21 protein-coding genes and 1 pseudogene are annotated in these 19,846 nt (G+C 65.6%); 6 read left to right on the forward strand and 16 right to left on the reverse strand.

The genetic code is table 11. The features are described 5' to 3' along the window. Positions 1–5: 5 nt before the first annotated feature. The 9 genes from AB5J62_RS23185 to AB5J62_RS23225 form a co-directional block, all read right to left on the reverse strand. The gene (locus tag AB5J62_RS23185; RefSeq protein WP_370942017.1) at positions 6–866 is read right to left on the reverse strand and encodes a type II secretion system protein; all 861 of its coding nucleotides are present in this window, start codon (positions 864–866) and stop codon (positions 6–8) included. Further along, complete coding sequence (locus tag AB5J62_RS23190) at positions 863–1,567, reverse strand: type II secretion system F family protein (protein ID WP_370942018.1); 705 nt, start codon at positions 1,565–1,567, stop codon at positions 863–865. The genes AB5J62_RS23185 and AB5J62_RS23190 overlap by 4 nt, the downstream gene beginning before the upstream one ends. Positions 1,568–1,727: 160 nt before the next feature. Then, on the reverse strand, positions 1,728–3,116 hold the full coding sequence (locus tag AB5J62_RS23195) for a CpaF family protein (protein WP_370942019.1): 1,389 nt from the start codon (positions 3,114–3,116) through the stop codon (positions 1,728–1,730). Beyond that, the gene (locus tag AB5J62_RS23200; protein WP_370942020.1) at positions 3,106–3,990 is read right to left on the reverse strand and encodes a hypothetical protein; all 885 of its coding nucleotides are present in this window, start codon (positions 3,988–3,990) and stop codon (positions 3,106–3,108) included. Before AB5J62_RS23200 ends, AB5J62_RS23195 begins: the two co-directional genes overlap by 11 nt. Positions 3,991–3,996: 6 nt before the next feature. Continuing rightward, on the reverse strand, positions 3,997–4,665 hold the full coding sequence (locus tag AB5J62_RS23205; RefSeq protein ID WP_370942021.1) for a flagellar biosynthesis protein FlgA: 669 nt from the start codon (positions 4,663–4,665) through the stop codon (positions 3,997–3,999). A 2-nt stretch (positions 4,666–4,667) separates the two neighbouring features. Further along, positions 4,668–5,318, reverse strand: a complete 651-nt coding sequence (locus AB5J62_RS23210) for a hypothetical protein (protein WP_370942022.1) — start codon at positions 5,316–5,318, stop codon at positions 4,668–4,670. 209 nt (positions 5,319–5,527) lie between these two features. After that, positions 5,528–6,178: a hypothetical protein gene (locus AB5J62_RS23215; RefSeq protein WP_370942023.1), complete on the reverse strand. Its 651-nt coding sequence runs from the start codon at positions 6,176–6,178 to the stop codon at positions 5,528–5,530. Further along, positions 6,175–6,819 carry an SAF domain-containing protein gene (locus AB5J62_RS23220; protein WP_370942024.1) on the reverse strand — a complete coding sequence of 215 codons (645 nt, stop codon included), beginning with the start codon at positions 6,817–6,819 and terminating at the stop codon, positions 6,175–6,177. Before AB5J62_RS23220 ends, AB5J62_RS23215 begins: the two co-directional genes overlap by 4 nt. Then, entirely contained in the window at positions 6,816–6,989 is a 174-nt protein-coding gene (locus tag AB5J62_RS23225) for a hypothetical protein (protein WP_370942025.1), read from the reverse strand. Before AB5J62_RS23225 ends, AB5J62_RS23220 begins: the two co-directional genes overlap by 4 nt. A gap of 284 nt (positions 6,990–7,273) precedes the next feature. Here AB5J62_RS23225 and AB5J62_RS23230 point away from each other — a divergent pair, with 284 nt between their 5' ends. Further along, a complete protein-coding gene (locus AB5J62_RS23230) occupies positions 7,274–7,663 on the forward strand; it encodes a winged helix-turn-helix transcriptional regulator (RefSeq protein ID WP_370942026.1) in 390 nt (129 codons plus the stop codon). Here the strand turns inward: AB5J62_RS23230 and AB5J62_RS23235 are convergent. Next, the gene (locus AB5J62_RS23235) at positions 7,647–8,120 is read right to left on the reverse strand and encodes a GGDEF domain-containing protein (protein ID WP_370942027.1); all 474 of its coding nucleotides are present in this window, start codon (positions 8,118–8,120) and stop codon (positions 7,647–7,649) included. The genes AB5J62_RS23230 and AB5J62_RS23235 overlap by 17 nt on opposite strands. A gap of 373 nt (positions 8,121–8,493) precedes the next feature. Between AB5J62_RS23235 and AB5J62_RS23240 the strand changes: the two genes are divergently transcribed. Beyond that, positions 8,494–9,651 (forward strand): hypothetical protein, encoded by a 1,158-nt coding sequence (locus AB5J62_RS23240; protein WP_370942028.1) that lies wholly within the window; start codon positions 8,494–8,496, stop codon positions 9,649–9,651. 79 nt (positions 9,652–9,730) lie between these two features. Further along, complete coding sequence (locus AB5J62_RS23245; RefSeq protein ID WP_370942029.1) at positions 9,731–10,219, forward strand: hypothetical protein; 489 nt, start codon at positions 9,731–9,733, stop codon at positions 10,217–10,219. A 127-nt stretch (positions 10,220–10,346) separates the two neighbouring features. On the opposite strand, the gene AB5J62_RS23250 is transcribed toward AB5J62_RS23245, so the two are convergent. From AB5J62_RS23250 to AB5J62_RS23270, 5 genes are all read right to left on the reverse strand, one after another. Further along, complete coding sequence (locus tag AB5J62_RS23250; RefSeq protein WP_370942030.1) at positions 10,347–11,123, reverse strand: hypothetical protein; 777 nt, start codon at positions 11,121–11,123, stop codon at positions 10,347–10,349. A gap of 176 nt (positions 11,124–11,299) precedes the next feature. Continuing rightward, a complete protein-coding gene (locus AB5J62_RS23255) occupies positions 11,300–11,533 on the reverse strand; it encodes a hypothetical protein (RefSeq protein ID WP_370942031.1) in 234 nt (77 codons plus the stop codon). Positions 11,534–11,834: 301 nt separating this feature from the next. After that, positions 11,835–14,558 carry a molybdopterin-dependent oxidoreductase gene (locus AB5J62_RS23260; RefSeq protein ID WP_370942032.1) on the reverse strand — a complete coding sequence of 908 codons (2,724 nt, stop codon included), beginning with the start codon at positions 14,556–14,558 and terminating at the stop codon, positions 11,835–11,837. Further along, on the reverse strand, positions 14,555–15,367 hold the full coding sequence (locus tag AB5J62_RS23265) for a xanthine dehydrogenase family protein subunit M (protein ID WP_370942033.1): 813 nt from the start codon (positions 15,365–15,367) through the stop codon (positions 14,555–14,557). Before AB5J62_RS23265 ends, AB5J62_RS23260 begins: the two co-directional genes overlap by 4 nt. 361 nt (positions 15,368–15,728) lie before the next feature. Next, positions 15,729–16,604, reverse strand: coding sequence for a hypothetical protein (locus AB5J62_RS23270; RefSeq protein WP_370942034.1), 876 nt, complete (start codon positions 16,602–16,604; stop codon positions 15,729–15,731). Positions 16,605–16,714: 110 nt separating this feature from the next. Here AB5J62_RS23270 and AB5J62_RS23275 point away from each other — a divergent pair. The 3 genes and pseudogenes from AB5J62_RS23275 (at position 16,715) to AB5J62_RS23285 (ending at position 18,675) form a co-directional block, all read left to right on the forward strand. Then, positions 16,715–17,824: pseudogene (locus AB5J62_RS23275) on the forward strand (aldehyde dehydrogenase family protein). Between the two features lie 74 nt (positions 17,825–17,898). Continuing rightward, positions 17,899–18,222: a thioredoxin gene (gene trxA, locus AB5J62_RS23280; protein ID WP_370942035.1), complete on the forward strand. Its 324-nt coding sequence runs from the start codon at positions 17,899–17,901 to the stop codon at positions 18,220–18,222. Between the two features lie 261 nt (positions 18,223–18,483). Further along, positions 18,484–18,675 (forward strand): hypothetical protein, encoded by a 192-nt coding sequence (locus AB5J62_RS23285; protein WP_370942036.1) that lies wholly within the window; start codon positions 18,484–18,486, stop codon positions 18,673–18,675. Positions 18,676–18,747: 72 nt separating this feature from the next. Here AB5J62_RS23285 and AB5J62_RS23290 read toward each other — a convergent pair whose 3' ends face one another. Continuing rightward, positions 18,748–19,728, reverse strand: a complete 981-nt coding sequence (locus AB5J62_RS23290; protein ID WP_370942037.1) for a ferritin-like domain-containing protein — start codon at positions 19,726–19,728, stop codon at positions 18,748–18,750. Positions 19,729–19,846 lie beyond the last annotated feature (118 nt).

Below are 19,846 nucleotides of genomic sequence, written 5' to 3' on the forward strand. Positions count from 1 at the left end.
CTCCTCTATCCGCCGAGCAGGGTGTAGATGCCGGGGAAGGCCAGGAAGCCGATGAAGGCCAGGCCCATGACGGCGACCGGCATGTCCATGCGGTCGGATCGGATCGACGACCCGGCCTTCTGAGCGGCGAGTTGCTGCTGGGTGAGGGAGGATGCTTTGGCGCGCAAGGTGTCCACGATGCTTGCTCCGCCCTGTCCGGCGTTGGTGATGATGTGGCCGAGGTCTTTGAGCTCGCGCACGCCCATAGATTCCGCGAGCCGTTGCAGGCCGTCCCACGGCATCTCGCCGCGCAAGGCGGCTTCGTCGATGGCGATCTGGATGCGCCGGAATCCCCAGCCCGATCCGAGCAGCGCGGGGTAACGCATCGCCTCGGCGGGCCCGCGGTCGCCGAGGCGTCCCAGTGCGACGAGCTGGCAGTAGGAGGCGAGGGCGCCTTTGAACGCCGCGCGCGCCCGCGTCACCTTTCCTTTGAGCAGCACTGGCGGCAACGTCCAGCCGACGAAGGCGGCGCCGAGGGACGCCATACCGGTGAGGAACAAGGGCGGTGCGACGTCGGCGAACTCCAGGATCCAGGCCAGAAGCGGAATCCACAGCGCGCCACCAAGAGCGAAACCGATGCGCTGCAGGACGAAGGATTCTCGACTCAGGCCGACAAGATCGAGGTCGGTCTCGGGCACGGTGAGCCGAAGTCGGCCCGCCAGCTGCATGACCCGGTTCGTCGAGCCGCCCGCAGTGACGGCGAGCAGGTCGCGGTCGCGCAAGACGTCGCTCAGGCGAGGTCGGAGCGGGATGAAGGCGGCTACTACCAGCGTGAGCCCGGCGGCGGTGCCGATGGACAGCAGAATCAACAGCACGAGGGGGTTCACGGCTTCCTCCCTGGGCTCGCAACGAGGAACCGCGGCGCGCGGGGCTCGATCCCGAGCTGGCGCAGCCAGACCGCGGAGGCGCCGACCATGCCGAGGATGACGGCGAGGACGATCTGGCCGATGGCGGTGTTGTACGCCGAGATGTAGGTGGTGCTGCCGAACACGGCGAAGCCGGTGAACATGGCCGCCCACATGCCGAGCAGGATTCGCGCGGTCGATCGGCGGCGGGCGCGTTCGGCTTCGGTGGCGCGGCGCGCGGTGACTTCCTCGGCGACCTGCGTCGCGAGGGTCTTGAGGAGGTCGGCGACGCCGGATCCTTGCTGGTAGGCCACGCAGAGTCCGGCGGCTGCGGCGTCGCCGATCTGGTCGTCGATCTCGTCGGCGAAGGCCAGGAGCGCGGCCTGGACGTCCCAGGTCCGCAGGCGTTGCGCCAAGGTGGTGACCGCGCTGGCGATCCTGGGCGGCACGTCGTGTGCGGAGCCCGTGATGGCGCTGACCAGGCCGATGTTGCCGGGGCCCATGACGTCAGCGAGGTGGCGCAGCCAGTCCTCGAGGGCTTCGAGCTGTTCGATCCGCTCGGCGGCGATCGTGCCTGCTGCGAACAACCACGGAAGGAAGGCGACGAGCGTGGTGACAGCGATGCCCGCGACCGGCCAGCCTGTCACCAGCCACACTGCGGCGCCGACTGCCGCGGCGACCATCCACCGGAGGCGAACGTCGCGGCGGGAGCGGCGAGCCCTCCAAACCGAGATCGGCCTCCGACGGAACGCGGACTTATCTGAGACGTCTCGGCCGTAGAAGCCGGCGACAGCCAGCGTGAGGCCGCCCCCGAAACCGGCGCCGAGAACAGCGAGAACGAGTTCAGCCACCACGAACTCCCGACTGGTTGAGCATCCAGTCGCCGTCGCCTCCGCGGGTCAGCCAGTTCCGGTCGAATCCAGCGCGTTCGTAGTCGGCGATGTCGGTGGGCAGGTTGCCGGTGGGGATGGACCTGCGGCCGTCGGGCTCGGGCTGGAAGAGGTAGGTGCGTGCTGGTCGGCCGTACTCACCGGCTTCGACGGAGATGATCTCGGAGATGTAGCGGTCGAGGCTGTCCTGGGTTCGCACGAGATCCAGGTGCACGATCAAGTCGATCGTGTGCGCGACCGTGTCGAAAGCCAGCTCCGGTGTCCAGGCGGTGTTGCCTTCCAGGCACAGCCGGGCCATCCGGTTGATGGCGTCGCCGGCGGCGCGAGCGTGCAGAGTGGACAGCGATCCGGCGCCGCCGGTGGACAACGCGTCGAGCATCGGGATGATCTCCCGGCCACGTACCTCGCCGACGATGATCCGCGTGGTGTGCATGCGCAGGGAATGCCACACGAGCTGTGGCAGGTCGATTCCGCCGACCGGTCGTCCGTTCTCCATGCGCTCGGAGTTGCCTTCGCGCTGTTCGAACGGCACCACCGCGGGGAAGCGATCGCGGTAGCGGTGCAAGCCGAGCTCGAACTCGGTTTCCACGGTGGCGAATCGCTCGTCGGCGGGGATTTCCCAGCACAGAGCTCGGAGCAGGGTTGTCTTGCCCGCCTTCTGCCGACCGCAGATCACGATGTTCTTCTCCGCGCGGATCGCCGCTCGCAGCAGCGCAAGCTGCGCGGTGGACAGCACGCCTTTGCCGCGGAGGTCCTCGAGGCTGGCCGCGGGCAAGCGGTGGCGGCGGATGGAGACGTGCGGGCGATCGGTCACGTCGATCACCGCGGCCAGACGTTCCCCGCCGGGCAACTCCATGTTGAGCAGCGGATGGGCGCCGTTGAACGAACGCTCCGTGCGGCTGTGCCGCGTGGCCAGCCGCTGCAGCCACCGCACCAGCGCCTCATCGGTCGGAGCCACCCGCGGACCGCGCATCACACGTCCATCGCCATAGGAAAGCCACGCTGGCTCGTTGCCGATGATGTCGATGTTCTCGACCTCGCCGTCGGCGAGCAGCGGTTCCAGCCGTCCGAGACCGAACATCTCGGCCATGACGGCTTCCTTGACGGCCCACTCCTGGTCCGGACCAGGGAACGGCCGTCCCTGCACCACCCAGCCTTCGATGACCTCGGACATAACGGCGTCGATGAGCTTGCCTGCGACGGCACGTTCCACGCCGTCGACGACAGGGCCGTCGCGGCGGGTCAGCTCGTCCTGCACGCGGAGCGCCAGCTTCTGCTGCACCCGATCCACCAGCTCGTCGGCATCGTCGAAGCCGTTGCGCTCGATGAGTTCAGACGACATGCGCACCTCCCTGCGCGACAGGCGGCCGCGGAATCGGCGTCAGCTGGTGCGCGGGAACCGGCTCCCGGTGCGGCTGTAACCGCCCTGCCCGTGCGGTCGTCTCGACACGTGTGGCGCGCTGGATGCGGCGCGACCGCGCCAGCGCGCGGCGGCCGACTTCTCCGGCGAGTTCGCGGGCTCGTGTGAGAAGTGGCGACGCCTCGAACTTGCTGCCCGGGTTGAAAGTCTCGGTGAACGCCTTGGCCGTCGCCGGGTGCCACGGCAGCTCGCCGAGCACTGGCACCGCTACCTGGCTGCGAATCTCCGACAGCGTGAACCCGTGCGTCGCGCCGACCAGGACGATCACCAGACCATCGTCAGCGGTTCCGACCAGGCCTAGCTCCTCGCGCACGATGTCCATAGAGGACACGACCGCGCGCAGTGAATGGCGGTCGTTGCGTACCAGCAGCACGGTCAAGTCCGACGTCGCGAGCACGGCGTGCGGCGTTCCCCGCGAGCGGAGCCTGCCGCAATCCGCGAGCACGTCCATCGGATCCAGTTCCCGGAACGCGGGCCCCAGCCGCTGCCACTGCAAGCTTTCCGCCTCGCGGCGCGAATGCGCGCCAGGCAACAAGAAATGGGTGCCGGTGCCGTCCGGCAAGGTGATCGCCTGGCGCCAGACGGCCTGCTGCACCGGTACCGTCCGGGCCGCGAGCATCGCTTCGAATATCCCGCGTCGGCCGAGCGCGCCGTTCGGATCGAACACCGCCAAGCCTCGCCCGCCCGCAGGGTCGCATTCGGCGACCATCGCGTGCCGCGGCCAGGTCCAGGCCAGTGCGAGCGCGGCCGCCGACACGCCGGGACTGCCACACAACGAAGCGAGCGAGATCAACATGACTCGTCAACTCCCCGGAAGCAGCACGATCGCGACGCCGCCGGTCGAGGCCTTCGTGGCTACCTGCGGCCCAGACCGCTCAGGCACCACCACGTCGACCACGCGGATTCCAGACTGGTCCCGGTCCCCTACGCGGGTAACCGTGCCGCGCACCGGTTCCCACGGCTCCGCGCCCGCGCCGGCCTGGCTCGACGGGACAAGAAGCACCGCCTGCCGTGGCTCCAAGGGTGTCGCCGGAAGTTGAGCCGCCTTGACCGCGACGCCCACCAGCTGCTGGCCCTGCACTGGGGGCAAGGCATCCTTGACCACCTGCTCGGTGACGACTGCGCCGGGCAGGAGGTCCGTGGTGGCCCTCTTCCCCACCAACCGGGATCGCTGGTCCCACCGCACGGGCGACAGGCCCGGATCCGGCCGGACCTGAACCTCACGCAGTGCATTTTCGGGGATCGTCTGCCCGTAGCGGACGGTGCTTGCGACGCCGACCACGGAGACGAGCAGGTCTTTGTTCCGGTAGACGAACACCGCGCCCGCGGCGCAGAGTGCAGCCAGCAAGAGGCCGATCAGGATCAGCACCTTCGACGGGCGTCGACGGAGCGGTCGAGGCGAAGGCGGCGCCGGAAGCTGCGCGTCAGCGGACGAAACTCCAGCTTCCGGCGCCTTCGTGGTGGTCAGCATGGTCAGCCTCCCTGGACATTGAGGGTGCGGATCTCCCGCACCGGCAGTTGGGCGTTCGCGGTGAGAGCCATCGTCTGGAAGTCGGACTGGCCGCCTCCGGACCAGCTGATCTCCCAGTGACTGGTCGCGGCGATGCCGAACGCGCCAGCGGCTGCCTTCTTGAGGTAGATGTGGCCGCAGGTCGGCGACGGCTGGCCGGCGCGGTCCTCTGTGAACGGAGTGCCCGGACCGCAGCTCACCGCCGAGCCGTCACCCATCGACCAGGTGATCCGCGCCAGCTTCGCCGTCGCCGTCACGCTGATCGCGCCCGCGCTCGCCGTGCGGGTGACCGGGCCGGTCGTCGCCTCGCTGCGCGCGGTCCACATCCACACCGGGAAGCCGATCGTCGCCCCGTGCGGTGAATCCGCGGGCGGCGCCAGCTTGATGTCCGGCGCGGAGAGCCCCATCTGCTCGATCGCGCGCTGAGCGAGCTCGGCGGGCGAAACCTGTGGGACCACCGGTCCGCCGCCATTGGCGACGTAGACGACGCGCGGGTCACCGATAGTTCCGCCGCCAGGCCCACCAACACCGCAGATCTGCACCATGAGGCGGCCTTTGGCGGGGTCGCGGCCCGCCCACATCGGATCGCCGGCGCCGGGTTGCGGGATCTCCATCAGCGGGCATTGCGGGCCGGAGCCGCCCTTGCTTCCGCCTTTGCCCGGCTGGCTTCCGGTTCCTGCACCTGGGCGGCCCGGGTCGGTGGCGTCTACCCAGCAGGTCCCTCGGACGCCGGCTGATTTGCATCCGCCGGGTCCATCGGCTCGAGCTGCTGTCGGGTGCAGTCCGCACGTCATCGCCAGCGCGACGAGCAGACACGTGTGTTTCAGCATGGCTTGTCCAGTTGTGCTTGAACGACTTGGACAAGCCAGCGGTTGTCCAAGGTGGCGTAGCGGACGACTTCCGCACGGAACTCGTAACGTCGCGGCTGGTCTGGGTTGTCCAAGACCTTGCGGTTGTCGCTGGGCTTGTCGCTGATGAGGTGGAGCTGTGTCCGGTCGAGGCAGTCGGTGATCTTGACGCGCGGATCGGTCTCCTTCAGCGATACGTCGGTCACGACCGGGGCTCGTCCGTAGTCGCCTTCCATATGCGCTGGTACGGAAGCGAGGTTCTGGATTTCCGCCAGGTGCTTGGTCAGTTCGGGATCAACGAGGTACTGGGAAAGGTCTTGTCGCCAGTCCTTGGCTCGCGGGTCTTTCTCCGCAGCCGTGCTCGTCGTCCAGTAGCCGGCGTACGCGGCGAGCGCTGCCTGCTTGGCGGTTTCTTCTGGCGACGGTGGGAGCGCCGAGCTCGACGAAGTCGGCGGCGGCGTCTCCGAGGTCGGCGCAGGTGTTCCGCCGTTGGAACAGCTCGTCGCAGCGATCATGACCATCGACAGCACCGAAATACGAAGACATTTCATCGAGCACGCGTCCTTCTCGTTGTGATTTGGCCGCGCTGATTCTCCTGATGATTTCCATTCACGGCTCATCGTCATGCTCCGATCAGACTGATGACCGCGTTGCCGCCGGTCGCCGCCAGCGCCTTCTCAAGGTGCGCCGAGTTCACGATCACGTCGACCACCACCATTCCGTCCTGGTCCGCTCGGCCGACCTCGGCGACGCGGGCCTGGAACGACCCTTCGCCGCCACATGGGGCTTTCGCCGTCGGCAGCCAGACGCAGACCGGCGTCCCAGGCCGCAGAGGCTGGGCGGGGCGCTGGGCTCCAGTGGCCCGAAGACCGATGACATGGGCTCCAGGTCCCGCGGACCACCCGGAGGTCAGGTCACTGGTAGTCAGGATCGTGCCCTCGGTCAGGCCGACCGCAAGCCCACGCCCCAGCACGGTGGCGCGGTCAGCCGCCCTGAGGAATCGCACACCGTTGTCAGGTTCGAGCTCGACGGTGGCCAAGTCCGGCTCGGCGATTTTCTGGTTGGCACCGACATCACGCGCGAGCATGAGGACTGGAATCGTCGTGTCGTGCAGGAGCGACACCGCCCAGATGATCGGCACGGCGACGATGGCCCCGATCGCGGCCGCAGCCACATGCATCAGCGGGCCGTACTTCTCCTCAGGTTCGTCGGTCGACGAAGCCGGGCTCGAGGTGTGAGTCCGCGGCGTCGAGTCGGTGATCGTCATGACGCGACCTCGACGTCTGCCGGATCGGCTCGCTCGATCACGAGCTGCCAGTCCCTGCACGCGGTGCACCAGACGTACCCGTCCACCGTCTTGGGGTCCGCGCTGAGCATCTCGTCGGTCGCGGGCAGTTCCTCCCAATGACCGCATTCGAGGATGTAGTCGGCAACCATCCTTTGACTCCTCCCCCTGCTTCGACGAAAACCAGCTGGAGCAACTCGGCGTCGTGTCCGAACGCGAGGGGGCAAGTGCCCCAGCTGATCTCCGTCTTTTCCCTGCGTCGCCAGGCAGTCCGTTTCTGCTGGCTGCCTTCTGGAATACCGGGCAAGGGCCGACTGAGGGCAACGTAAGTCCCCCACTGAGCCTGGGCTCAGTGGACGCTTTCTCACCCATTCGGGCGCTCGAAGCTGTCGGATACGGCCACCGAAGGCGCTGCGGTTCGTGTTAGCTGTCAGGCATGGAGGGGTGGGACGTTCCGTATCGGCACAGCGTGCAGACCGCGCTCGAAGTGCTCCGCGGGCGCTGGACGGTCGCCGTGCTGGCAGCGCTGGCACGCGGCGAAACCCAGTACAAGGACTTGATCACCACGATCAACGAAGTCGAGCAGCGTGTGAGCCGCGGCCGAAAGCTCTCAGACCGGGTTCTCACCGACACGTTGCAGCGCGCCCGCGACGACGGACTGATCGAGCGCTACGCGGCCGAGACCGGCAACTTCTCGGCAGTCTCGTACCAGCTCACGCCGATGGGACGCTCACTGCTGCGCGCTGTCCGGCCGTTGGCCGAATGGGCGCAAGAGAACCGAGACCAGCTCAAAGGGAACACCGAGACCGTCAACCAGCAGAGTTAGACCGGCCGGGCGTGATGGCGTGGACCCGGTCTCGGCCCGCGTCCTTCGCCGCGAAGACCACGTTGTCCGCGGCGAGCAAGACCTCCTCGAGGTCGTCTCCAGCCATCGGGTAGGCGGCGGCGCCGATGGACACGCTTAGCCGCAGACTCTCCAGCGGATCGCCTTGCTCCAGGTCGTTCAGCCGCACGGCGCGCACGGCCGCACAAATCCGGTTTCCCACCTCGACGGCGGCGTCGGTATCGGTATCCGGGAGCAGCACGACGAACTCTTCCCCGCCGAATCGGCCGCAGAGGTCGTAGGAACGAATGCTCTGCTTGATCGTGCGCGCGATGGCGCGAAGGGCGTCATCGCCGACCAGGTGGCCGTAGGTGTCGTTGACTCCCTTGAAGTGGTCGACGTCGACCATCAGCACGCCGACCGGCGTCTTGTGCCTGCGAGCCCGGTCGACCGCAGGCACCCGGCCTTGCTGAACGGCCCGCCCAAGCGGGCCGCGGTTACCGCAATGCCACCCGACAGGTAGTTACAGCTGTCGCAACTGACTGGTATGTCGCCACGCGGCATACACGGTGAACGGACCTTCACAGTCCAGTGCGCCATATGTCGTACGCGCACGGTCCGTTTGGCCCTATCGTCTCGACTCAGTTCGAGCAATACTCGAACACAGGTTCGATCTTACAAGGGTGGTCCATGCTGTCACTATCTGACTACTGTCCGCACGCAACAGCCGGAGAACAATTTGAAGGGAAGTCTACTCTTGCGCGTAAAACTGACACTAAATTTCACCCGGCAGTTTTCGGTCCAGCTGACGTCGACACCGAGAGTGGTTAGCCGTGAATGAAGATCATGGTCAATCGCCCACGATTGTCGTCCAAATTGGAGGCAAGGAGAGAATGGCGACGACATATGGTTACCGACTCTTCAAGGTTGAACTACGGGAAGGATTTGGTCGATCATCGGTAGATTTCTCAAAATGTAAAGATGAACACTACCTCGATGTCGCTAGTCGACTGTTGCAGCTGTTGATGTCGACTCAGGTTGGGCGCCCACTTTTAAGAAACAACTTGAGCATAGAGGATGAGATTGACCCTCCGGAAGGTGAAGTCGAGACCTTCTCTGGCCAAAAAGCGTTTCAGGTAATTTCCGAGAAGAAAATTCAGTGGGCAATTTACGGCGAAGTGTTTGCAGGACTCTTTAGTGAATACGAAGTGGCACTAGGAGTTCCAGGGAGAACCGAAGACCGGGAACTTGGTGATCACGCTCCATCTAAGAGGTTTCGCTTCGCGCTCATTCTTCCCGAAGAGGGAACCGCAGGAGTCCTCGTTGTTGAGGTTATTGGTCGCACGTGCCCAGTTGACCTTATTACGCGCTGGCTCGCCTATTGTTCTCAACAGCAGGCGCTCGCTGAAGAAATCGACGAGGAGAACGACAAGGAATTTCGACCAGCGCGCGCTAAAGCTGCCAGGTGGTGGCGGCCTGTAGCGCAAGCCATGATGGATAATGACAGGCTACTCCAAATAATTAAGGAGGGTCGCTTCGGATCGGTAGAGTTGGTGAAGCATGAGATTCAGTCCGACAGAACCAGGCAGAAGGTAAAGTTCAAGCTCAAGGCACCAGCGGTTGACGAAGGAGTTGTCAAGGAGGTTACCGCCGCTATCAAAACGTGGTTCAATGAACGACTTCCTTCGGATACGGCCGACGTGAGAAAAATTTCCAGCAATAAGGACGGCGCTAAAACTCTGGCCGCAATTTTCGGCGCCGACGTTGCAAATCTAGATTTCGATGATGGCTGGGTGCAAGTAGAAGACGAGGCGGGCCGCCCCACGAATATCAGCCCAAGTAGGATGTCAGAAATATTTACATATCCATTGAGCGTCGGAAAGAAGGTCGATGATGAGACTTTCTATTACCGTGCACGCGTAACGTACGGTCAGCTTTCCATCGCCGCAAAGATCGACGTTGAGTGGCCAGAACTTGGAAAGACGGTTTAAATTGGCCAGATTCAGTCCGGTTCCGATCATAAGAGGTCACTGGAAAGGGTTATCGCGAGGCTTGGCGAATGACGCGCCAATGACCCCTGATTGGCCAAGCAGACTGTTCTTAATACTGCCTTCTGTCGGAATTGTGCTTTCTTCGTATTTTTTTGACTGGCGGCTTTCTGCACCAACCGGCCTCCTTGCCGGAACGTCGCTACTTGCTGGCGCACTACTGAGTGCGTTCACGCATTTGTCAACGCTGCGCATGAAGGTCACGGAATGGACCAAGCATGAAGAAGATCGGTTTTCTCCAGAAAGGGCTATGCTCGATGAGAGTGCGGCTCATCTTCTCCTTGGTGCCCTTATCTGTGCACTAAACTCCGCCATCCTCGTTTTGGGCATGAACGTTTCTTCCAGCTCCGGAGAAGTCACAGGGGTATTGTGCGCCATATCGTGCGGCCTGGGCTGCTATGTGCTCTTGATGTTCTTCCTGTGTCTTCCACGAATGTACTCCGCATACGTTGAACTCAACGACGTTTCAGACTCTCTTAGTGGTTTCAACAAAGACAAGAAAGATAAATAGGCACACGCTTGCACTGACCACGTGACACGCTCGAGTAGATTTTACGGCCGTGTATTCGATTCACGTCGAGCACTCTCGTGTTGCAATTTTAAGTGCGGGCTATTTACAACAAACTTGGCAAGTGATGTCAGAATAATTTCTTGATAATGCTTGCCACGCCTCCCAATAAATCATCTACCTCTTCAACTTTTGGCTCCTTATCTTTACTGTGACTGCACAAATTGCGCAGATCGCCCAAGTACTGAATCTTTCGCCATGTGGCTACATTAATAATATCTGCCTGCTTCAAAGAGTCATTGAAGTCTGCAATTGTCGGGGATTTCTTTCGCATCACAACGCCGTGTTGCTGACATACTGCGCCAAGGTGCGACTCAAGAACGACTCCAGCTAGCGCGCCAGCGGCACGATAAAAACCGCGCTTAAGCAGCTCGGCGGCCGCATCAATCTCATGATCAAACAGATCTGCCTGAAGCACCGTCGTAAGGTCGTACAGGGTGCTGTCAAATCGATTTTCGAGCGCTTGAATGATTCGGACTTGCTGCTGAAACTTGGGTAGTGCCGACTCTGGCCCGGTAACAATTCTGCCAACTTGAGTAACCTGCACTCCCTGCAGGTAGTCGCTCACGGTGTAATTTTCCGCGTCAATCTGCTTGCGAGTACGTCTCGGCTTATAGTAGTCGACGAAATCGTCTACTCGCGCAGGCAGCAGTTGTTGAAGAATCACAAGCGACTCAGAATACCAAGATTGATAGCCGGTCTTAAATGCTGGAACTTTGTCAATTTTAAATGCCTCGCGAACCTGGTCTTCATACTCCGGGCGCAGCTCGACGACAAAAGAGGCCTCCAGCATGACTGCCTCTTTTGTTATTCTCTTGATATCTGTCTTATATTTATCGTAATCCATGCGTTTCACCATACTGGACCGACACAGCTCCGCAGTGGCGACACGCGAAGCTCCTCGCGGGACCGACTTTGGAGATCCCGTTGATTCTTGACCACAACTAAACGTCATTCGTGACTTAGCGCCTACGGGAACGCCAAGCGTGTGGTTAGTGTGCAACTCCGTCCTCGGACACTTGATTATCCAGACCGGAAAGAGGTCCTCACATCGAGGGCCTCTTTTTCGTTGTCGTAGAGCATCTCCAGATGCAGGTCTCCGTAGAGTTTCGCGAGCCTGTCAGGGTTTCCGCTGTTCAGAGCGCCTCCGACGTCGCCGAGCGAGTCGAGCATGGCGTAGACCTCAGCGGCTTCGACCGTCGCTGATGCAGGCAGGTGCTCCGGTTCCGCTCGGGCAAGCTTCATCGCGTCGACCAATGCCGCCGGTTCTGCTCCTGCTCCGATCGCTGCCTGATGCCGCCGCAACCATCGCCGACGCCTTGACCACGCACTACGGCGGCCGCGTCGTAACGTTAGCGCGAAGACCGTGAACACCAGTGTCCTGACCTGCGCCGAGTGACTCGACTTGGACTGCGAGCTTCGCCCGCCGCACGACCGGCTGGGCGTCGCTAGCGCACGGCCCGAACCCGACCTCGAACTCGATGCGCACGCCACGGACCGAGCGGTTCAGCGGCTCGCCGAGACGTTATATGCGAGCTGATGGTGTGATTCGATCCGCTTACGAGGATCTGCGCTGCTCGAGTGCGAGCCAGATGCGGTCGCTGGTCAATGGCAGTTCCGTGAACCTGATTCCCGTGGCGTCGCGCAACGCGTTGGTCAGCGCGGGCGCGACGGGGTTGAAGGGGCTTTCGCTCATGGACTTCGCGCCGAGTGGGCCGATGCTGTCCCGGGTCGGCATGAAGTGGACCTCGGTGCGGGGCACGTCGGCGAAGGCGGGCAGCCGGTACTGGCGGAACGCGGCCGTGGTGACCTGGCCGTCGCCGTCGACCCGGACGTGCTCGAACAGTGTCGCGCCCAGTGCTTGGGCGATGCCGCCTTCGACCTGGCCGCGGCACTGCATCGGGTTCATCACCTGGCCGGCGTCGGCGGCGTGGACGCTGCGCAGGATCTTCAGCTCGCCGGTGCCGGGGTTGACGGCGACGCGGAACCAGTGGGCGTTGAAGGCGACCGAGCGTGGTGTGCCGTCGAAATGCCCGTCGGCGAGCAGTTCCTGCCCGGCCGCGACCGCGGCCTGGTACAGCTCTTTGAGCAGGATGCGCCGTCCCGCGCAGTCGACGGCTTCCTCCACGAGCGCGCAGTCCGCCTTGGGGACTCCCATGTGGACGGACGCGAAATCGACGATCCGGCCCGCCAGTGTCTTGGCTGCGCGCAGCACGGCTTTGCCGGCGACGACGGTGCCGGTGGAGCCGAAGGCGCCGGTGTCGTGGCGGACGAGGTCGGTGTCGGACTGGCGGATCGTGATCCGCGCGGCGGTGGTGCCGAGTTCGCCGGCGGCGATCTGCCGGTGCACGGTGGTGGTGCCGTTGCCGAACTCGGCGGTGCCGACCGCGACGTCGAACGTGCCGTCGGAGAGCAGGCTGACCTTGGCGTCGGCGAAGTGGCCGCGGGGCGGCGCGGTCGCGATCATCGCCAGCGCTGATCCTTCGCCGACGAGCCAGCCGGGCGGCGCGGGTTCGGCGGGGGCGGCTTGTGCGGCGCGGATGATGCCGAGGCATTGGTCGAGGCCGTAGCTGGCGATGCGCAGGTCGTCTTCTTCGCCGTCGGCGGTGATCATCGGCTCGCCGGCGCGGATGATGTTGCGTTCGCGCAGTATCAGCGGGTCGAGCCCGAGCCGGTGCGCTAGTTCGTCCAAAACGGACTCGATGGCGAAGATGACCTGACCGAGGCCGTAGCCGCGGAAGGCTCCCGAGGGAACTGTGTTGGTGTAGACGGAAAAGCCATCGGCTTTCTTGTTCGCGCAGCGATACACCGCCAGCGATTCACCGCACGCGTGGAACAGCACACCCGGGCCATGGTTGCCGTAGGCGCCGGTGTTGGCGACCACGTGCAGCCGCAACGCGGTCAGCGTGCCGTCGGAGCGGGCTCCGGCCTTGACTGTGACGGTGAACGGGTGGCGGGTGGTCGCGCCGTAGAACTGCTCGGCGCGGGTGAACTCCAGCTTGACCGGCCGCCGCAGCCGCAGTGCGGCCAGCACGACGATGTCCTCGACGAGCATCTCCTGCTTGCCGCCGAACCCTCCCCCGACACGCCCGGCCACAACCCGGATCCGGTCCTCGGGCAGATCGAACAGCGCGCACAGCGAACGCCGGGTCAGGAACGGGGTCTGGGTGCTGGAGCGGACCGTCAGCCGGTCGGTGTCCTCCTCGAACCAGGCGACGGCGCCGTGTGTCTCCAGGCTCGCGTGCTGCACCCGCTGCGTGCGGAACGTGTTCTCGTACACCACATCCGCGTCGGCGAAACCCACCTCCACGTCGCCGACCTCGCCGTGCAACTCCGCGACGACGTTGTCGCGTGGCCGGGCGATCCTCGTCGTGGCCGGGTTCTTGGCGTGGACGACGGGCGCGCCGGGGCGCATGGCCTCCTCGGGATCGGTGACCGAGGGCAGCACCTCGTAGGTAACCGTGATGCGGCGACAGCCTTCCTCCGCGGCGGCTTCGGTGTCGGCGACGACGGCCGCGACCCGCTGCCCGACATGGCGCACCACGTCGTCGAGCACACGGGTGTCGGCCGGGTCGTCCTCGACGTGTTCGTGCTGGGCGCTGGAGTACAGGCGATCCGGCGCGTCGTGATGGGTGAGGACCAAGCGCACGCCGGGAACGCTCAGCGCGTCGGACGTGTCGATCGAGACGATCCGCGCGTGGGCGTGCGGTGAGCGCAGCAGCTTCAGGTGCAGCAGCCCGGGAACGTCGATGTCGAAGGTGTAGCGCGCTGTCCCGGTGACGACCTCCGGGCCCGCCGGTGCGGGCAGGTTCCGGCCGACGGCCTCGCCCGCGGACGGTTCTTCGACGTGCCGGACGCCGCGCACGGCGTCCTCGATCGCCCGATAACCGGTGCAGCGGCAGAGATTTCCCTTGAAAGCGCGCGGCAGGTCGGCCAGTGCGCCGGCGTCGAGCGTGGCGGTGGTCATCAGGAATCCGGCGGTGCAGAAGCCGCACTGAAAACCTTGCGCGTCAAGGAATCGTTGCTGAACGGGGTGCAGTTCGCCGCCGGACGCGAGTCCTTCGACGGTGGTGACGGAGCGGCCGGTGGCGCGGTGTGCCGGGTAGAGGCAGCTGTGCACGGGTTCGCCGTCGACGTGCACGGTGCAGGCGCCGCAGTCCCCCGCGTCGCACCCCTTCTTCACGCCGAACCAGCCGCGTTCGCGCAGGTAGGTGCGCAGGCACTGGCCTGGTCTGGGGTCGGTGTCGAAGCGCTGCTCGTTGACGTGGATCTCGAAGGTCATCGCGCACCGGCCAGTTCCCCGCGGATCTCCTCGGCCAGCCGGAACGTCATGTGCCGCCGCCACGCCGGGAGCCCGTGGATGTCATCGAACCAGTCCGTATCGGTGACCGTCCGCTCGATCGCCGCGCGCAACGCGGCCGGTCCGGGCAGCGCGGCGAAGGTGAAGTGGAACGGGCGCACGGTCGATGCCGTGATCGTCAGCGAGAACGCGTCGCCGTCGAGGGTGCCGATGATCAACGCGCCGGAGCGGCCGAGCCCGTAGAGCGAGGCCTGCCGGAACGCGGTCCGCCGGGCGAGCGCGGGAGCGGGCAGAGTGATCGAGCGGAGAAGTTCGCCGTCGGACAGGTCCTTGGCCCCCGGTCCGGTCACGAAGTCGGCCACCCGGACGCGACGGGCCGTCCCGTCCTGGGCGCGCAGGAGACACACGCCGTCGAGCGCGGCGGTCAGGGAGATCATCGGCCCGGCGGGCAGCGCGTTGCACAGGTTCCCGCCGACGGTGGCCATGTTCCAGATCTTGAACGACGCCAGGAACGCCCGGCAGCACTGCTCGACCAGCGGCGCAGCTGCCCATGCGGCCTCCGCGGCGAACCGAGACAGCTGGGCGATCGTGCAGGTCGCGGCGATCTCCACCGCCCCGTCGTCCAACGTCAGGACCGGCGGCCAGCCGAGCAAGGACAGGTCGACGAGCCGCCGCAGGTGCGGCTGAGGCTCCGAGAAGAGGTAAGTCCCGCCCGCGAGCCAGGCGTCACCGGGCAGCCATGGCCGCGCGCGACGGGGATCGAGCACCTCGGTCACCGTGGTGAGGTCCATCGCCGCCACCTCTTCACGCTTCGGATCGCTGAATTAAACAAGCCCCAGCCGGCGGGCAGCAGTGGCTTTCCCCACGAAAATCGCCCGGCCGAACCTCCGAGGTCTTGGAGCATCGTCCAATCGATGCACCCGCATCTGCGGTTCTAATAGCAACTTATCTCCGCAGATGCGGTTTGATCTAGGGTGCGTCACATGGGGACGACTGTGACGTTGTCGCTGCCGCCGGAGCCGGAAGTGCGGTCACTGACCGCCGAGGCACGGGTGCCGGGCCGGGTGTGGCTGAACCAGCTGGCCGTCGTGCCGTGCAGTGGCCGGGCAAGACCTACCGCAGCGTGGTGCTCACCCGATCACTCGGCCTCGGTCAGCCGACGGCCAGTGTCACCGTCGCGGACACGTACCGGCCGCCCTTGACGTCGCCGTCGGGGATCAGCCGCGGCCGCTCCAGCGGCACGCCATCCTCCACAGTGGACAGCAGCAGCGGCCTGCCACCGACGTAGTCCTCGCCGAGGGTCACCGCCGCTCCATAGCCGTCAGTCCCGACGGCGACCACCGACGTGCCCGCTCGGGGCAGGACACCGGCGGCGAGCAGGACCAGGCTCAGCGGCGGCCCGGACTCGGTGTGCGTCTGCGGCGTCGTGCCCATCAGGAACGTGACTCGCACGTCGCGTGACGGCAGCTGCTTGAGCACCCACGCGGGCAGGGTGCGGGTCCCATGCGGCGTGACGATCAGGACGGCGCCCGCCGCGACGTCCTGCGCGGAGGCGGTGGACACGTTGATCCGGACCGCCGCGACGGCCGTGACGCTGCGGGTCCGGTTCCGGTCGCCGGGCACGATGAGCCCGATACCGTGGCGCGGGGACGTCACGAGTACCGCGGGGTGGTTGCCGAATCCCGGATCGAGCTCGCCGAGTGCGAAGTTCGCCGTCTCACCATGACGACCGGTGACCCGCATGGTCACGCGCAGTGCGGTGTTCTTGCCCGGCGGCACCGCGGGCGCCGACTTCACGGCGAGCGCGTAGAGACTGGTTCCGGTCACCGTGGCCGGTGTGCCGTGCGACGGGTTCGTCACCGGGTAGGCCGACTGGCCCAGCGCCACCAGATCCGCGGCCGTGTACCGGCCGGGCGCCCCGACATCGCCGGTGACCCCGATGGCGGGCGGGGCCGCGACGGCCACGGCGGGGGTGGACAGGAGCGCGGCCGCCACAACGAGGGCCGCCGCGAAGCGACGCGGTCTCATTGGCCTCACGCTACCGGCCCAATCCGTTCCGCAGAAGCGGTGACAGTGTCTGGACTTCACCGCAGACGCGGTGTTGTGATGGCTGATGCTCCGAAATTGCCCATTGTCGTGTGAAGAGGAGATGCCGCGATGACCCTTGCCGTGGACGAGATCCGGATCGAGAAGGTCGTCGGCTCGCTGAGCCGCAACCGTGGCGGCGGATGTCGCATGGCGCGCGGGGCCGGATCATCCACCGGCTCGGTGATCTGATCCTCGAGCACCTCGACGAACTCGCGCTGCTGGACTCACTCGACAACGGCAAGCCCTAGGCCGTGGCCAAGGCCGCCGACGTGCCACTGGCCGCCGACCTCTTCCATTACATGTCGGGCTGGGCCACCAAGATCGAAGGCAACACCGTGCCGATGTCGGCCGCGGACCCCGCGCAGTACCTGGCGTTCACGCTGCGGGAGCCGGTCGGGGTGTGCGGGCAGATCATCCCATGGAACTTCCCGCTGCTCATGGCCGCCTGGAAGATCGGCCCGGTGCTCGCCGCGGGCTGCACCACCGTGCTCAAACCCGCCGAACAGACCCCGCTGTCCGCGCTGCTGCTCGGCGAACTCGCGATGCGGGCCGGGCTGCCGCCGGGCGTGCTCAACATCGTCACCGGCTTCGGCGACGCGGGCGCCGCGCTGGCCGCGCACACCGACGTCGACAAGGCCATCGCGGGCTCGGCGAACGCGATCTTCTTCAATCAGGGCGAATGCTGCGTCGCCAGATCCCGGCTCCACATCGAGGAAGCCGTCTACGACGAGGTCGTCGCGGGTGTCAAGGAACAAGCCAGCCTGATCAAGGTCGGCAACGGCTTCGACCCGGAAACGACGATGGGCCCGCTGGTCTCGCAAGAGCAGTTCGACCGCGTCACCGGCTACATCGGCTCCGGCCGCGACGACGGCGCCACCATCACCGGCGGCGACCGCGTCGGCGACCGCGGCTACTTCGTCGCGCCGACCGTGCTCACCGAGACCCGCGAAGACATGACCGCGGTCCGGGAGGAGATCTTCGGCCCCGTCGTGGCCGCGGCGCCGTTCCGGACCGAAGCCGAGATCATGCCCACCGCCAACAACACCAACTACGGCCTCGGCGCCGGCGTCTTCACCCGCGACGTCGCCAAGGCCTATCGCACCGCACGGCGGCTGCGCGCGGGCACGGAAACCAAAACCGTCATCACCGACCTCAGCTGAACACGATCGGACAGGCAGGCTACAAAGTTTCGCTGCCGGGCAAGCCAAGATCGCGGTGGCCTCGAATCAGCCTCATGAGCAATCTCGCCACGGTGACCGATTCGAGCTTTCCGACCGACGTTCTGAGCAGTGAGAAGCCGGTGCTGGTCGACTTCTGGGCCACCTGGTGCGGGCCCTGCAAGAAACTGGCGCCGGTGCTCGAAGAGATCGCCGCCGAAAACAAGAGCAAGCTCACCATCGTCAAGCTCGACATTGACGAGAACCCGGACACCGCGCTCGGCTATCTGGTGATGTCCATTCCTACTCTCATTCTGTTCCAAGACGGCAAACCGGTGAGGACGATCGTCGGCGTCAAGTCCAAGGCCGCGCTGCTGTCCGACCTCACGGGCATTCTCTGAATATCACTCGACCGGGTGGTCGATGTCCCGAACAGCCTGCCGGTGCTTCCCTTGTCGGGAGTGGGAAGTCCCGGCAGGTCCCTACCTGGTGCGTCCCCGCGATGGCGTGCCAGGTCCGGATCGTCGAATCCCCTTGCGGGCGATCCGGGTCGGCCGCCGCCTCGGCTCCAGGGACGGCCGGGGCGGCGGCCTTTCCCTTACGTCCGCGGAAAGTCACCCACAGGTGTGGTTCGCGGTTCCGGTACCAGTCCACTGTGGGCCTTGGCAGGCCCAGGCACTGCGGCCGCGGCGCCGGCCGCTTCGGTCGCTGCCTCCAGCCACGACCACGGTCACCATCATGGCATCGGCCTGAACCTCAATCTGAGCCTCGTGCTGGACCTGCACCTCGGCGGTCACGGGCACGGCTCGCACTGTCATGGCAGCCTGCTCGGCGGCTTGTTCTGCGACGACTGATACCTCCCGGTGGCGACGGCTGCCGGGACACAAGAAGCGGGGCGCCGGTGATCCGGCGCCCCGCTCGCTGTGTCAGCTGTTGGCGGCGCTGGTGTTGACCTCTCCGTTGACGCCCTTGGGGAAGAACCCGCCGGAGGTGGCGGCCTTCGGGGTCAGGTAGACGATGTTGAGCACCTGGCCCGGTGAGCGGCTGAAGGCGATTCCGTTGCCGTCGGTCGGGACGATGTTGGCCTGGCCACGGCCGTCGACGACGCCCTGATCGAGATCGGTGGCACCGTCGAGGCTGTCGCGGGCGTTGGACAGTTTGACGCTGGCTTCCCTCAGGTCGCGCCCGAGCAGGCCGAGCCCGAGGATTCCGCCACTGTGCTGGTACAGCGCGGTGCGGATGTTGGCGGCGTGATACGCCTCGACGGCGAGAATCCCGGCCGCCGCCTCGAGGTAGGTCTTGTTGGTGATCAACGGCGCCGCGCCCTTGTAGGCGGTCACGCCGACGTCTTCGAAAAGGTAGGCGGCGAGCAGGAAGTTCTCCTCGCAGGCGAAAGCGTCGAAGCTCTGCCCTTTCTTGACCAGCCCGGCCGCTTGCGCGGCCGCGGTGAAGCTGGACTGCAGGTCGATCGCGGGGCGGCTGACCGCGGCCGAACCCAACGCACTCCGCAGAAACGCGACATGCGCTTTCTCGTCAGAGGCGATTTCCTGGGCGTACTGGCGGGCGGCTTTGGTCTTGAACCGCACCGCGCGCCCGCCCGTGACACCGCCGCGGGTTCCGGTGCCGGTCGTCATCGCGTCGGCCAGGCCGGTGCCGGTGACCGCGTGCAGATAGAACTCGGCCTCGAGGTATTCGAGGTTGAGCGCGAAATTCAGCACCGCGCCATCACTGACCTGCGGCGCGGCCTCGGTCACCGCCGACGCGGACCCGGCGGTGAGACCGCCGAGGGCGCCCGCGCCAACCACGCCGAGCCCGGCGACACCCGCCGCCTGCAGGAAGCGGCGGCGGTCCTGCTGATTCTCGGCACTGCGATCGATCATCGACCTGACATAGCGCTTGCCAAACACGGGTGATCTCCTCCCCGCCCGCACAGAACATGCGGGCGTAACCCGCACGCGAGTGTTCCCCGCGGACGGGATGGATCCTTCGTGGACAACGGGAATTCGGAACCGTCACACGCCTGGA

Origin of the sequence: Amycolatopsis sp. cg5, assembly GCF_041346955.1 — a bacterium.
Taxonomy (GTDB): domain Bacteria; phylum Actinomycetota; class Actinomycetes; order Mycobacteriales; family Pseudonocardiaceae; genus Amycolatopsis.

Excerpts from the sequence above, each read along its gene's own strand:
- AB5J62_RS23190 (WP_370942018.1), bottom strand. The coding sequence starts at position 1,567 with ATGGTCGCCGCGGCAGTCGGCGCCGCAGTGTGGCTGGTGACAGGCTGG.
- AB5J62_RS23195 (WP_370942019.1), bottom strand. The coding sequence starts at position 3,116 with ATGTCGTCTGAACTCATCGAGCGCAACGGCTTCGACGATGCCGACGAG.
- AB5J62_RS23200 (WP_370942020.1), bottom strand. The coding sequence starts at position 3,990 with ATGTTGATCTCGCTCGCTTCGTTGTGTGGCAGTCCCGGCGTGTCGGCG.
- AB5J62_RS23205 (WP_370942021.1), bottom strand. The coding sequence starts at position 4,665 with ATGCTGACCACCACGAAGGCGCCGGAAGCTGGAGTTTCGTCCGCTGAC.
- AB5J62_RS23210 (WP_370942022.1), bottom strand. The coding sequence starts at position 5,318 with ATGGAGATCCCGCAACCCGGCGCCGGCGATCCGATGTGGGCGGGCCGC.
- AB5J62_RS23215 (WP_370942023.1), bottom strand. The coding sequence starts at position 6,178 with ATGACGATGAGCCGTGAATGGAAATCATCAGGAGAATCAGCGCGGCCA.
- AB5J62_RS23220 (WP_370942024.1), bottom strand. The coding sequence starts at position 6,819 with ATGACGATCACCGACTCGACGCCGCGGACTCACACCTCGAGCCCGGCT.
- AB5J62_RS23225 (WP_370942025.1), bottom strand. The coding sequence starts at position 6,989 with ATGGTTGCCGACTACATCCTCGAATGCGGTCATTGGGAGGAACTGCCC.
- AB5J62_RS23230 (WP_370942026.1), top strand. The coding sequence starts at position 7,274 with ATGGAGGGGTGGGACGTTCCGTATCGGCACAGCGTGCAGACCGCGCTC.
- AB5J62_RS23245 (WP_370942029.1), top strand. The coding sequence starts at position 9,731 with ATGACCCCTGATTGGCCAAGCAGACTGTTCTTAATACTGCCTTCTGTC.
- AB5J62_RS23250 (WP_370942030.1), bottom strand. The coding sequence starts at position 11,123 with ATGGATTACGATAAATATAAGACAGATATCAAGAGAATAACAAAAGAG.
- AB5J62_RS23260 (WP_370942032.1), bottom strand. The coding sequence starts at position 14,558 with ATGACCTTCGAGATCCACGTCAACGAGCAGCGCTTCGACACCGACCCC.
- AB5J62_RS23265 (WP_370942033.1), bottom strand. The coding sequence starts at position 15,367 with ATGGACCTCACCACGGTGACCGAGGTGCTCGATCCCCGTCGCGCGCGG.
- AB5J62_RS23270 (WP_370942034.1), bottom strand. The coding sequence starts at position 16,604 with ATGAGACCGCGTCGCTTCGCGGCGGCCCTCGTTGTGGCGGCCGCGCTC.
- trxA (WP_370942035.1), top strand. The coding sequence starts at position 17,899 with ATGAGCAATCTCGCCACGGTGACCGATTCGAGCTTTCCGACCGACGTT.